11 protein-coding genes and 2 tRNA genes are annotated in these 13,261 nt (G+C 70.0%); 9 read left to right on the forward strand and 4 right to left on the reverse strand.

Annotated features, from left to right (window positions below; genetic code table 11):
- The first annotated feature begins 25 nt into the window (after positions 1-25).
- The 4 genes from JK364_RS34565 (at position 26) to JK364_RS34575 (ending at position 3,286) form a co-directional block, all read left to right on the forward strand.
- Positions 26-1,135 (forward strand): SDR family oxidoreductase, encoded by a 1,110-nt coding sequence (locus JK364_RS34565; RefSeq protein WP_201855301.1) that lies wholly within the window; start codon positions 26-28, stop codon positions 1,133-1,135.
- Positions 1,136-1,236: 101 nt separating this feature from the next.
- Positions 1,237-1,704 (forward strand): molybdenum cofactor biosynthesis protein MoaE, encoded by a 468-nt coding sequence (locus JK364_RS34570; RefSeq protein ID WP_037952335.1) that lies wholly within the window; start codon positions 1,237-1,239, stop codon positions 1,702-1,704.
- Positions 1,705-1,929: 225 nt separating this feature from the next.
- Positions 1,930-2,112 carry a hypothetical protein gene (locus JK364_RS55755; protein ID WP_020868566.1) on the forward strand — a complete coding sequence of 61 codons (183 nt, stop codon included), beginning with the start codon at positions 1,930-1,932 and terminating at the stop codon, positions 2,110-2,112.
- A gap of 79 nt (positions 2,113-2,191) precedes the next feature.
- A complete protein-coding gene (locus JK364_RS34575) occupies positions 2,192-3,286 on the forward strand; it encodes a YlbL family protein (protein ID WP_201855302.1) in 1,095 nt (364 codons plus the stop codon).
- 50 nt (positions 3,287-3,336) lie between these two features.
- Here JK364_RS34575 and JK364_RS34580 read toward each other — a convergent pair whose 3' ends face one another.
- The gene (locus JK364_RS34580) at positions 3,337-3,900 is read right to left on the reverse strand and encodes a PPA1309 family protein (RefSeq protein ID WP_201855303.1); all 564 of its coding nucleotides are present in this window, start codon (positions 3,898-3,900) and stop codon (positions 3,337-3,339) included.
- A gap of 134 nt (positions 3,901-4,034) precedes the next feature.
- On the opposite strand from JK364_RS34580, the gene JK364_RS34585 reads away from it, so the two are divergent.
- The 4 genes from JK364_RS34585 (at position 4,035) to JK364_RS34600 (ending at position 9,409) form a co-directional block, all read left to right on the forward strand.
- Entirely contained in the window at positions 4,035-6,983 is a 2,949-nt protein-coding gene (locus JK364_RS34585) for a UPF0182 family membrane protein (protein ID WP_201855333.1), read from the forward strand.
- Between the two features lie 69 nt (positions 6,984-7,052).
- Positions 7,053-7,126: transfer RNA gene (locus tag JK364_RS34590), tRNA-Met, on the forward strand.
- A gap of 182 nt (positions 7,127-7,308) precedes the next feature.
- Entirely contained in the window at positions 7,309-9,156 is a 1,848-nt protein-coding gene (locus JK364_RS34595; RefSeq protein ID WP_201855334.1) for a tetratricopeptide repeat protein, read from the forward strand.
- A gap of 176 nt (positions 9,157-9,332) precedes the next feature.
- A tRNA-Met gene (locus JK364_RS34600) sits at positions 9,333-9,409 on the forward strand.
- A 134-nt stretch (positions 9,410-9,543) separates the two neighbouring features.
- Here the strand turns inward: JK364_RS34600 and JK364_RS34605 are convergent.
- The gene (locus JK364_RS34605) at positions 9,544-9,957 is read right to left on the reverse strand and encodes a Fur family transcriptional regulator (RefSeq protein WP_201855304.1); all 414 of its coding nucleotides are present in this window, start codon (positions 9,955-9,957) and stop codon (positions 9,544-9,546) included.
- A gap of 162 nt (positions 9,958-10,119) precedes the next feature.
- On the opposite strand from JK364_RS34605, the gene JK364_RS34610 reads away from it, so the two are divergent.
- Positions 10,120-11,586, forward strand: coding sequence for a catalase (locus tag JK364_RS34610; RefSeq protein WP_201855305.1), 1,467 nt, complete (start codon positions 10,120-10,122; stop codon positions 11,584-11,586).
- Positions 11,587-11,705: 119 nt separating this feature from the next.
- Here the strand turns inward: JK364_RS34610 and JK364_RS34615 are convergent, their stop codons facing one another.
- Positions 11,706-12,098 (reverse strand): CBS domain-containing protein, encoded by a 393-nt coding sequence (locus tag JK364_RS34615; protein ID WP_201855335.1) that lies wholly within the window; start codon positions 12,096-12,098, stop codon positions 11,706-11,708.
- Positions 12,099-12,287: 189 nt separating this feature from the next.
- Positions 12,288-13,082, reverse strand: coding sequence for a histidinol-phosphatase (hisN, locus tag JK364_RS34620; RefSeq protein WP_201855306.1), 795 nt, complete (start codon positions 13,080-13,082; stop codon positions 12,288-12,290).
- Positions 13,083-13,261: the final 179 nt, after the last annotated feature.

Genomic DNA, 13,261 nt, shown 5'->3' on the forward strand with positions numbered 1-13,261 from the left:
TGAAGACAACCGCTGGAGACGCCCGGTGAGTTCCCCAGACCGAGAAGTTCGCGCTGCGCGAAACGATACGGCTCGTACCACACGACGACCCGTCGTGGCGGTGACCGGTGCCGCCTCGGGCCCAGGTGCCCTGCTCACGCAGCGGCTCGCGGAGTCCGAAGAGGTCAAGCAGGTCCTGGCCATCGACGAGCGCCGCGGTGAGGTGACCGAGGCGCAGTGGCATGTGCTGGACGTCCGCGATCCGGCCATCGCCGAGAAGCTGCGCGGCGCCGACGTGGTGGTCCACCTCGCCGTCGACCTGGATCTGGGCACGGACGCCGCCGCCCGCACCGCCTACAACGTGCGCGGCACCCAGACCGTGCTGACGGCCGCCGCCGCGGCCGGGGTGCGCCGGGTGGTGCTGTGCACGTCCGCGATGGTCTACGGGGCGCTCCCCGACAACGCCGTGCCGCTCGCCGAGGACGCGGAGCTGCGGGCGACCGCCGAGGCCACCGGCGTCGGCGACCTCCTGGAGATCGAGCGGCTCGGGGAGCGCGCGCCGCGGGCGCATCCGGGGCTGAATGTGACCGTGGTGCGCCCGGCGCTGCTGGTCGGCGGCACGGACACCGCGCTCACCCGCTACTTCGAGTCACCAAGGCTGCTGGTCGTCGCCGGATCCCGTCCCACCTGGCAGTTCTGCCATATGGACGACCTGGTCGGCGCGCTGGAGTACGCCGCCCTGGAGAAGGTCGAGGGGGAACTGTCGGTCGGGTGCGAGGGCTGGCTGGAGCAGGAGGAGGTCGAGGAGCTGTCCGGGATCCGGCGCATGGAGCTGCCCTCGGCGGTCGCCCTGGGCGCCGCCTCCCGGCTGCACCGGCTGGGTCTGACGCCGTCCCCGGCGGGCGATCTCGCGTACACGATGCACCCCTGGGCGGTCAGCGGCAGCAGGCTGCACGCGGCGGGCTGGCGGCCGCGCTGGACCAACGAGGAGGTCCTGGCGGAGCTGCTGGACGAGGTCGCCGGCCGCCATACGGTCGCGGGGCGGCGTCTCGGCCGTAAGGACGCCACGACGCTCGGCGCCGCGGGGGCGACCGTGGCCCTGGTGGGCACCGCGGCGATCGTGCGCCGCGCCCGTAAGGCGCGCCGCCGAGCCTGAGACAGCCGCCGAGCCAGAGACAAAGGCCCCGGAAGAAGTTTTCCGGGATCCGGTAGTCCGGTGGCTCCATTGATTCCCCGAGGGCGGGACGGTACGGCACGATGGACGACATGGCACATTCGTACGATCACCCCGGCGAGCTCGCGGCCGCCCACCCCATCCGGCTGCTCGCCGTCCGTGACACGCCCTTGTCCGTGGACGAGGTGTTCGGGGCGGTGGGCGATGCCGCGGCGGGAGGCACGGCGCTGTTCGTGGGCACTGTGCGCAACCACGACGGAGGCGCGGAGGTCGGCGCCCTCGGCTACTCCGCGCACCCGACCGCCGAGGCCGAGCTGCGCCGGGTGGCGGAGAAGGTCGTGGCCGACTTCCCGGTACGCGCGCTGGCCGCCGTGCACCGGGTGGGCGATCTGGTGATCGGTGATCTGGCCGTGGTGGTGGCCGTCTCCTGCCCGCACCGCGCGGAGGCGTTCGCGGCCTGCCGCCGGCTGATCGACGACCTCAAGAGCGAGGTCCCGATCTGGAAGCACCAGACCTTTGCGGACGGTACCGAGGAGTGGGTGGGCGCGTAGGAGGAGTGGGTGGGCGCGTAGCGCCTCGTTGAGGGGTGGTGGTCGGGCGACGGGAGGGCGGGTCGGCGCGTAGCGGGAATGCGCATGCGCATGGGGGCACGGAAGGGTGTACTCCGCTTGCGTAACCCCCACCCTGCCGTAAGCGTTGAGCTGGCAGAGGATTAATCTGCTCATCTGTCAGTCGCGGTCCTGAACCGCGATTTTTCAAGGGGTCGGGAGGCTGCTGTGGCTGCGCTTCTCTGGTTGCTGATTCCGTTGTTCGCGGCGATAGGCGCGGCGATATACGCCGGCATAGCCGCCCGGGCCGGCAAACGGAAGTCCGGGGGGGATGTAGCTGAGCTGGCCGGATACGCCCGCTTCCGCGAAGCGATGGAGCGCCGGCCCTCCGATTCGGACGCCGCGGCCTGAGCCGCAGCCCCGTCCGCGCCGCCCCTCGTACGGACGGCCCCGACGGTGGACTGACGGACGCGTCCCGTACTGTCGTTCCATGCCACGCCGCACTGCGACGATGCTCGCCTCCCTTCTGATGCTGATCGCGCTGCTGTGCGCCGGAGTGCTGATCCCGGTGCCGTACGCGGAGATGTCGCCCGGGCCGACGTACAACACCCTGGGTGAGCACAACGGGGAGTGCGTGCTCCAGATCTCCGGCCGTAAGAGCTGTGAGACCACCGGCGGGCACCTGAACATGACCACGGTCCGGGTCACCGGCTCCGAGTACCGGATGAACCTCGTGGAGGCCGTCTACGGCTGGCTGGCGCATGATGACGTGGTCGTGCCGCACAGCACCCTCTACCCGGACGACAAGACCCCGGACCAGGTGGACCAGCAGAACGCCGAGGAGTTCACCCAGTCCCAGGAGACCGCCAAGGTCGCGGCGTTGCGGGCGCTGAAGAAGCCGGTCACCGCGCATGTCATCGTCGGCGCCGTGCAGAAGGGCGCTCCGGCCCAGGGCGAGCTGCACGCGGGCGATGTGATCAAGTCGGTGGACGGCACGGCGGTGCGCGAGCCCGATGACGTGGCCAAGCTCGTCACCAAGCACAAGCCGGGCCAGAAGGTGGTCTTCTCGGTGGTCCCGGCCAAGAACGTGGCGGCGGCGGAGAAGAGCGGCAAGCAGCCCACCGGCGAGGAGCGCGTCACGATCACCACCACGAAGGCGGACAAGGGCCCGGCCCGCGCCATCGTGGGCATCCAGGCCGGTGTCGACTACACCTTCCCGTTCCGGATCGACATCAAGCTGGCGGACGTGGGCGGGCCCAGCGCGGGTCTGATGTTCGCGCTGGGGATCGTGGACCGGCTCTCGCCCGGCGACCTCACCGGCGGGAAGTTCATCGCGGGCACCGGGACGATCGACGACAAGGGCACGGTCGGCCCGATCGGCGGCATCGAGATGAAGACGATCGGCGCGCGCGAGGCGGGCGCCCGCTACTTCCTCACGCCCAAGGAGAACTGCGCGGCCGCCGCCAAGGACGTGCCGAGCGGGCTGCGGCTGGTGAAGGTGCACACCATCGACGAGGCCCTTACGGCGCTCGAGAAGATCCGTAAGGGGGACACCGCCGGTCTGCCGAAGTGCACGACGGGCTGAGCGGCGCCCCCCGTTGCGGGGATCAGGTCGCGGGGATCAGGCCGCGGGGGTCAGTCGGTGGCGAAGGTGGCGGCGAGCGCGTCCGCCAGGCCCGGCACCAGACCGGCCCCGGTGAGCACCTCGGTCGGGGAATCCTTCTCCCGCAGCCGCAGGGCCGACTCGCGCGCGCCGTCCCGCAGCACGGCCACGGTCATCCGGACCTCCTGGCGGTCCGGGTGGTCGGCGACCCACTTGGCCAGCGCCGCCTCGTCCAGGCCCTCGGGCACGGAGTTCTCGGCGGACGGCGGCAGCATCTGCCGCTCCACGGTCAGGGCGCAGCCGGTCACCGCGTCCGGCCAGGCGATGGTGGCGAGGAACTCGTCCAGCGGGGCGCCGGAGGGCAGCTCGTCCTGCTCGATGGGGGTCAGGGAGACGATCTCCTCGCCGCCCTCGTCAAGGCCGAGCTGAGCGGCGAGGCCGGGCTCCTCGGTGCGCAGCCGGGCGGTGTCGACAAGGGCGAAGAGCCGGGCGGGCTGGTCCCAGCCGAGCCCCGAGGCGTAGTCGTCGATTTCGAGTACGGCTCGGGTCAAGGGATTCGAGGCCAGCGGGTCGGTGCCGGGGGTTGCGTTGGACATGGTTCATATCGTGCCCTGTTCGGACCCGGAAACGGGAACTGAGTAAAGCCTGAGTAAGTTGCAACAGGTGGGCCCTGGAGTTCAGGGTTCCTCAATCGACAGCGAACTTCGAGGTGCGCACCTTGGCTTTCCAGATGCCGGACCGCGGCGGAGGCCCGACAGGGCCGCGGGTGAGAGTCGGCCGTCCGTCCCGGCGTGCCAGGACCCTGCTCATGACCCTGGGCGTGCTGGCCGTGTTGGCCATGCTCTTTGTCATGTTTGCCGGATTTTGGACGGATTGGCTCTGGTATCGCTCGCTTCATTACTCTTCTGTCTTCAGTACCACCCTGAAGACGAAGATCGGGCTGTTCTTCGTCTTCGGCGTGCTCATGGCCACGGCCGTCGGGATCAACATCTGGCTGGCCCACCGGCTGCGACCGCCGCTGAGCGCGATGTCCATGGAGCAGCAGAGCCTGGACCGCTACCGGATGGGCATCGCCCCGTTCAAGAAGTGGGTGCTGCTCGCGGTCACCGCCCTGGTGGGACTGATCGCGGGCGCCTCGGCGGCCGGTCAGTGGCGCATCTGGCTGCTGTGGGTCAACGGGGTGCCGTTCGGCCAGAAGGACCCGCAGTTCCACAAGGACGTGGCCTTCTACGCCTTCGATCTGCCCTGGTACCGCTTCCTGCTGAGCTTCGGCTTCGCGGCCACGGTGCTCTCGCTGATCGCCGCGGCCCTGGTGCACTACCTCTACGGGGGCCTGCGGGTCACCAGCCCCGGCGCCCGCGCGACCGCCGCGGCCACCGGCCATCTGTCGGTGCTGCTGGGCGTCTTCGTGGCGCTCAAGGCGGTGGCGTACTGGCTGGACCGCTACGGCCTCGCGGTGAAGTCCAGTGACTTCAAGGCGACGGGCAACTGGACGGGTCTGCGCTATGTGGACGCCAACGCGTATCTGCCCGCGAAGACGATCCTGTTCTGCATCGCGGCGATCTGCGCGGTGCTGTTCTTCGCCACGCTGTGGCGGCGCACCTGGCAGCTGCCGGTCATCGGCTTCGGGCTGATGGTGCTGTCGGCGATCCTGATCGGCGGGCTCTACCCGGCGATCGTCCAGAAGTTCCAGGTCCAGCCGAACGAGCAGGCCAAGGAGGCGCCGTACATCCAGAAGAACATCGAGGCCACGCGCAAGGCGTACGGCATCGATGACTCCAAGGTGGCGGACTACTCCGGCAAGAACGACAGCGACGGCGGCGGCGACAAGCTCCGTAAGGACGCCAATACGACGGCCAGTTACCGGCTGATCGACCCCAGCGTCATCTCGCCGACCTTCCAGCAGCTCCAGCAGGAGCGTAAGTACTACCAGTTCCCCTCGACGCTCGACGTCGACCGCTACAAGGGCGCCGACGGCAAGGACCAGGACACCGTCGTCGGGGTGCGCGAGCTGAACCTCGACGGCATCCCCAAGCGGAACTGGATCAACGATCACTTCACCTACACCCATGGCTACGGCATGGTGGCGGCGAAGGGCACCACGACCGACCCCAACGCGGACCCGGCCGGCTCGCCGGACTTCACCGAGTCGGGGCTGCCCACCAAGGGCTCCAGCGGCGGCGGTGTCGGCACCTACAAGCAACAGGTCTACTACGGCGAGAAGACCGACCAGTACTCGATAGTCGGTGGCCCCCAGAAGGAGCTCGACTACGAGAAGAACGGCGAGCGGACCACCAGCTACAAGGGCAAGAGCGGGGTCAGCCTCTCCAACCCGGTCAACCGCGCCGCCTACGCGGTGGCGTTCGGCGAGCCCCAGATCCTCTACTCGGGCGCGATCGGGGACGGTTCGCGGATCCTGTACAACCGCACCCCCAAGGAGCGCGTCGAGAAGGTCGCCCCCTGGCTGACCATCGACGGCGACGCCTATCCGGCCGTGGTCCATGGCCGGATCAAGTGGGTCGTGGACGCCTACACCACGACCAACGGCTATCCGTACGCCTCGCGGACGACCCTGGGCGACAGCACGGCCGACTCGCTGAGCGACGGGGACCGCTCGGTGGTCGCGCAGCAGAACAAGGTCAACTACATCCGCAACTCGGTCAAGGCGACCGTGGACGCCTATGACGGCACCGTCAAGCTCTACGAGTGGGACTCCAAGGACCCGGTCCTGAAGACCTGGGAGAAGGCTTTCCCGGGCACGGTCGAGCCCAAGGAGAAGATCAGCCCAGAGCTGATGGAGCATCTGCGGTATCCGCAGGACCTGTTCAAGGTCCAGCGCGAGCTGCTGACCCGCTACCACGTCACCGATCCCACGCAGTTCTACAGCGGCAGTGACGCCTGGCAGGTGCCCGAGGACCCGACCCACAAGGAGGGGAACGCGGTACCGCCGTACTACCTGAGCATGAAGATGCCCGATCAGCAGGGGCAGACGTTCTCGCTGACGACGACCTTCACCCCCAACGGGCGTCCCAACCTGGGGGCGTTCATGTCGATCGACGCGGATGCCAACAGTAAGGACTACGGCACGATAAGACTGTTGAAGGTCACCTCCAATGTGCCCGGTCCACAACAGGTGCAGAGCGAGCTCAACGGTGATCCGGAGGTCGCCGAGTTCGTCCGGAACCTGAGAGGCACCGACTCCGACATCGAGTACGGCAATCTGCTCACCGTGCCACTCGACAACGGCTTCCTCTATATCGAGCCGGTCTACGCCCGCGGTGGCAGCGCCAACTACCCGCTGTTGAAGAAGGTCGGCGTCTCCTACGGCAAGGAGACGGTCTTCAAGGACACCCTGGGTGAGGCCCTGGACGCCGTCTTCGGCGAGTCGTCCGAACAGCGGCCACCGGGCGACGGCGGCCAGGAGGAACCGCCGTCGAGCTCCAACCCGACGGTGAAGGAGGCCCTCAAGGACGCCTCGGACGCCTATCAGGACGCCCAGGACGCCCTCCAGAAGCAGCCGCAGGACTGGGAGGCGTACGGCAGGGCCCAGGAGGATCTGAAGGACGCGCTGGACCGCGCCGCCAAGGCGGAGAACAAGGCGGCCGGCGACAAGGGGCAGCAGCAGAACCAGCCACGGAGCCAGAGCGCCGCCGGCGGTTCCGACAAGAAGGGCGGCTGACCCCTGACGACCTGCGAGAACGGCCGGGCGGCCGGCCCCTCGCGCCGTGGTACGGTGGTTGCACCACGGCGCGGGGTGGAGCAGCTCGGTAGCTCGCTGGGCTCATAACCCAGAGGTCGCAGGTTCAAATCCTGTCCCCGCTACTGACACACGAGGCCCGGATCCGCAAGGATCCGGGCCTCGTTGTGTGTTGTGTGAGCGTCCACTCGGGGAATGCCGATACAAGCGTTTGGGTTGTCTCTCTGTGGGCATGTCGACAAAACGCTGAAGTGACCTCCTCGGCTGCGGTATACCAGGTGTACGCCGGATGCCGGGTGATGTCACGATGGGATTTATGGGGGACAGGGTCAGTCTGTTGGAGACAGGGCGTTTTGCGCACGCGCACGACGATGCCGAGGAGGAGACCCGGCACCGTCGTGCCGCCGAGGGCGGTGACACCGCCGCGATGAGCGCGCTCGGCGCGCTGCTGCTGCGCCGCGGCGACCTCGACGGCGCCGAACCGCAGCTGCGGGGGGCCACCGCGGCGGGCGATCGCGCCGCCGCCAACAACCTCGGCGTTCTGCTGCACCAGCGCGGCTATGCCGACGAGGCCGCCGGCTGGTGGCGCATAGCCGCCGTCGCCGGATCCCCCGCCGCGGCCCACGCCCTGGGCCGCCATCACCGTGAGCGGGGCGACGAGCCCGCCGCCGAGTACTGGCTGCGCCAGTCCGCCGAGTCCGGCCACACCCTGGGCGCGTACGCGCTGGGCGATCTGCTGGAGCACCGCAGCGACATCGGGGCCGAGCGCTGGTTCCGCACGGCCGCCGAGCGCGGCCACCGCGAGGCCGCGTACCGCCTCGCCCGCATCCTGGACGACCGTGGCGACGAGGGGGACGAGCCGGCGGCCGAGCGCCGCCGTGGCGCCGACGGCGGCGGCCGGGAGGAGGCCGAGCAGTGGTACCGGCAGGCCGCCGCGCGCGGCCACCGGCGCGCCGCCCTCCACCTCGGCACGCTGCTGGAGAAGCGAGGTGAGACCAAGGAGGCCGGGCGCTGGTACCTGATGTCCGCCAAGGACGGCGAGGCCCGGGCCGCCTGCGCGCTGGGCTTCCTGCTGCGTGACGCGGGCGACACCGACAGCGCCGCCGTCTGGTGGCACCGGGCGGCCCAGGACGGCGACGGCAACGCCGCCAACGCGCTGGGCGCGCTCCACGCCGACCGCGGCGAGACCCAGACCGCCGAGCGCTGGTACCGCGCCGCGCTCGACGCCGGGGACATCAACGGTGCCTACAACCTCGGGCTGCTCTGCGCCGAGCAGGGCCGCACCGCCCAGGCCGAGCAGTGGTACCGCCGCGCCGCCTACGCGGGCCACCGCGAGGCCGCCAACGCCGTCGCCGTGATGCTGCTGCAGCGCGGCGACGCGGCGGGCGCCGAGCCGTGGTTCTCCAAGGCGGCCGAGGCGGGCAGCGTCGACGCCGCGTTCAACCTGGGGATCCTGCACGCGGGCCGGGGCGAGGACCGGGCGGCCCGGCAGTGGTACGAGCGGGCCGCCGCCGCCGGGCACACCGAGGCCGCGCTGCAGGTCGGCCTCGCCCTCCAGCGGGAGGGCGACCTCCAGGGCGCCGAGCGCCATCTGCGCTGCGCCGCGGGCGGCGGCAGCGCCGAGGGCGCCTTCCGGCTGGCCGCGCTGCTGGACCGCTCCTCGGTCGGCGGCGAGCCGGCGACCGGCACCGGCTTCGGCAGCTCGTCCGGGACGCGCTTCCCGACCCCGCCGCCGGACGACGGCTCCGGGCCGCACGTCCCCGAGTACGAGGAGTGGTACGAGCGCGCCGCCCGCCAGGGCCACCGGCGGGCCCAGGTGCGGGTGGGCATGTTCGCGGCCGCGCGCGGCGATGTGGTCGAGGCCGCCCGCTGGTACCGCATGGCCGCCGAGGCGGGCAGCAGCAATGGCGCGTTCAACCTGGGGCTGCTGCTGGCCCGCGAGGGCAGCGAGCCGGAGGCCGCCCTGTGGTGGACGCGTGCCGCCGAGTCGGGGCACGGCCGGGCCGCGCTGCGGCTCGCGCTGCTGGCGGCCCGTCGCGGGGCACTCGCCGAGGGGCAGCGCTGGTGTGCGCGGGCGGTCGAGCTGGGGCCCGCGGAGGTCGCCGAGCGCGCGGCCCGGCTGCGAGAGGCGCTCCAGCAGGAGCTCACGGCCTGAGCGCTCTGCCAGAGCGTCCTGCCTGAGCGCTCCGCCTGAGCGCTTCGCTGGAAGGGCCCCGGCCTGCCGTCGATCGTCCGCGGCGGCGTCGTGGCTGGTCGCGCCCACGCAGCGGGGCCCCTCGGTAACCGGTTTGCTCCTGCTGCCCACCCCGGGTTAAGGTTGCTACACAACGACGCGGGGTGGAGCAGCTCGGTAGCTCGCTGGGCTCATAACCCAGAGGTCGCAGGTTCAAATCCTGTCCCCGCTACCACGACGAAGGCCCGGATCCTCCAGGATCCGGGCCTTTCGTCTGTCGCGGCCTTACGGTCGCCGTCACGGGCCTTACGGTCGCTGTCGCGGCCTTACGGTCGTGATCCGCGCCGCTCGCGCCGCGCCCCGCGGGTCTCAGGCGGCGCAGTCGGGGCACAGTCCCCGGTACGTCACCTCGACTGCGGAGATCGCGAAGCCGTAGCGCTCCCGCGTGGGCAGGTCGGCGAGCGGGTCGCCGGAGGGGTGGACATCGCGGATCGTGCCGCAGCGCGCGCACACCAGGTGCTGATGCGCGTGATGCGCGTTCGGGTCGTAGCGCTTGGCTCTGCCGTCCGTGCTGACCTCGATCACCTCGCCGAGCGTGACGAGCTCGCCGAGGGTGTTGTACACGGTCGCGCGGGAGATCTCGGGCAGTCGCTCGGCCGCCAGCGCGTGGACTTCTTCGGCGGTGTAGTGCACGTGGTCCCCGTCGAGGACCTCGGCGACGACACGCCGCTGCGCCGTCAGCCTCCAGCCGCGTCCCCTGAGCCGTTCCAGCAGGTCACTCATGCCATTCACCTATCAGTCAGATAAGGACAAGGGTAGCAGCGGACGAGTCCTTGACCAGACCCGGTACGAGTCTCAAAGCCATCTTGACTTAGACAATGTCCAATGTAGGATCGAGCCCAGCTCCAGACCAAGGGACAGAATGCGAGTACGCAGGAGGCGCACGTGACGGTCCAGGACAACATCACTGGTCCGCTGACCACGGAGTCCGGGGCTCCGGTGGCGGACAACCAGAACAGCGAGACGGCGGGCGTCGGCGGTCCGGTCCTCATCCAGGACCAGCACCTGATCGAGAAGCTCGCCCACTTCAACCGCGAGCGGATCCCGGAGCGGATCGTGCATGCGCGGGGCGCCGGTGCGTACGGCACCTTCACCGTGACCGCGGATGTGACGGAGTACACCCGCGCGGCGTTCCTCTCCGAGGTCGGCAAGCAGACCGAGACGTTTCTGCGCTTCTCGACGGTGGCCGGCAGCCTCGGCTCGGCGGACGCGGTGCGCGACCCGCGCGGTTTCGCGCTGAAGTTCTACACCGAGGACGGCAACTACGACCTGGTCGGGAACAACACCCCGGTGTTCTTCATCAAGGACGGCATCAAGTTCCCCGACTTCATCCACACCCAGAAGCGCGACCCGTACACCGGTTCGCAGGAGGCGGACAACGTCTGGGACTTCTGGGGGCTCTCGCCCGAGACCACCCACCAGGTGACCTGGCTGTTCGGCGACCGCGGCATCCCCGCCTCGTACCGCCACATGAACGGCTACGGTTCGCACACCTACCAGTGGAACAACGCCGCGGGCGAGGTCTTCTGGGTGAAGTACCACTTCAAGACCGACCAGGGCATCAAGAACCTCACCGCCGCCGAGGCGGCCGAGACCTCCGGCCTGGACCCCGACAGCCACCAGCGCGATCTGCGCGAGGCCATCGAGCGGGGTGACTTCCCGACCTGGACCGTGCAGGTGCAGATCATGCCGGCGGCCGACGCGGCGGACTACCGCTTCAACCCGTTCGACCTGACCAGGATCTGGCCGCACGAGGACTACCCGCCGATCGAGATCGGCAAGCTGGAGCTCAACCGCAACCCGCGGAACATCTTCGCCGAGGTCGAGCAGTCGGCCTTCTCGCCCGCCCACTTCGTGCCGGGCATCGGCCCGTCCCCGGACAAGATGCTCCAGGGCCGCCTGTTCGCGTACGGCGACGCCCACCGCTACCGCGTCGGCATCAACGCCGACCACCTGCCGGTGAACCGTCCGCACGCGGCGGAGGCGCGCACGTACGGCCGGGACGGCTTCATGTACGACGGCCGTCACGCGGGCGCCAAGAACTACGAGCCCAACAGCTTCGGCGGCCCGGCCGAGACCGGCCAGGCGCTGTGGCAGCCGTCCCCGGTGTCCGGACGGACCGGGGGCCACGAGGCCCCCTCGCACGCCGAGGACGACGACTTCGTCCAGGCGGGCAACCTCTACCGGCTGATGTCGGACGACGAGAAGGAGCGCCTGATCGAGAATCTGGCGCAGTCCATCGCCACGGTCTCCCGCGATGACATCGCACAGCGGGCGATCGAGAACTTCCGCAAGGCGGACGCCGACTACGGCAAGCGGCTGGAGACCGCGGTCCAGGCCCTGCGCGGCTGACGGACGCTTGTCGTATTGACCGAAGAGGCCGGACGCCGTTGGGCTCCGGCCTCTTCGTTTGCCGGTCGGTGTGCCGGTTGGTGTGCCGTTTTGTGTGCCGGGCGCGGTGCGCCAGGCCCTTACGCCGGTACGGGCTGGGGCGCCGGGGCCCAGCAGCGGATGATGTCGCGCACGGACACCACTCCGACCGGGTCGCCCGCGTCGAGGACGATCAGATGGCGGAAGCCGCCCTGGGACATCGCGCGGGCCGCCTCGTCCAGCGTCCACCCGGGGGCGGCGAAGACGACATCGGCGGTGGTGTGGTCGTGTGCGGCCTCCTGGTCGGGGTCCTGGCCCGCCCCCAGGGAGTTGAGGATGTCGCGCTCGGTGAGAATCCCCAGGCCGCTGGTGTCGGGATCGAGCACGATGGCCGATCCCACCCGGCGGTCCGACATCAGCCGGGCGGCCTGGCGGAGCGTATGAGCGGGGCCGATGGTGAGGACCACCGAGCTCATGGCGTCACGGACGTGCATGGGCATGGATGGAGCCACCTCCTTGGTGAATCCCAGATCCCATTAGAGAAAGGATTCACAAGTTCACAAGGTCCTGGATTCTCATGTTCACATGCCTTGGTGGGTCCAACAAGGGCGCGCGGAAGCCGATCTGCCGCTTGAGCGCGCCCCGCGCTCCGGTTCATGCTCCGGCCAGCCCCGGAAGGCCGCTCAGGGCCGCAGGTAGTCCAGCATCACCCCGTGCAGCAGCCCATTGGACGCCGCCGCGTCGCCGCTGTTCGGGCCCGGTACGCCATCGAGTCCGGTGAAGCGGCCGCCCGCTTCCTGGACGATCACCGCGTTGGCCGCCATGTCCCACAGCGACAATTCCGGTTCGGCGCAGATGTCCACCGAGCCCTCGGCCACCATCATGTACGGCCAGAAGTCGCCGTAGCCACGGGTGCGCCAGCAGGCGCGGGTGAGATCGAGGAAGCCGTTCAGCCTGCCGCGCTCCTCCCAGCCGCTGAGCGAGGAGTACGCGAACGAGGCGTCGGACAGGTTGCTCACCTTCGAGACCGCGAGCCGGCTCGCGGAGGACAGGCTGCGCCCGGTGTACGCCCCGAGCCCCTCGGCGGCCCACCAGCGCCGTCCCAGCGCCGGTGCGGAGACCACCCCTACCACCGGCCGGTCGCCGCCCTCACCGCGCTCCATGAGGGCGATCAGGGTGGCCCAGACGGGGACCCCGCGTACGTAGTTCTTGGTGCCGTCGATCGGGTCGACCACCCAGCGCCGCGGACCGCTGCCCTCGCTGCCGAACTCCTCGCCGAGCACCGCGTCGCGCGGCCGGGCGCGCTGGAGCGAGGTGCGGATCAGCTCCTCGGCCGCCTTGTCGGCCTCGCTCACCGGCGTCATATCGGGTTTTGTCTCGACCTTGAGGTCGAGCGCCTTGAACCGCTCCATCGTGGTCGCGTCGGCGGCGTCGGCGAGAACATGGCCGAGACGCAGGTCATCGTGGTAGTCGGGCATGGCCGAACAGTATCGACAGGAAAAGACGCGGAGCTACACGACTCCACAACGACCAGGGGACTTCGGCTGGACGGCCCGCACGTGCGGGGCTCTTGCGCGGGGCTCTTGACTTCATCTGGCGGTCCGTCAATTCTGTCGGGCACATGCCGGGGGCCGGGAGGCGGCGATGCCCGCTCTGG

The organism is Streptomyces endocoffeicus, assembly GCF_016741935.1.
In the GTDB taxonomy this organism is placed as follows: Bacteria; Actinomycetota; Actinomycetes; order Streptomycetales; family Streptomycetaceae; genus Streptomyces; species Streptomyces endocoffeicus.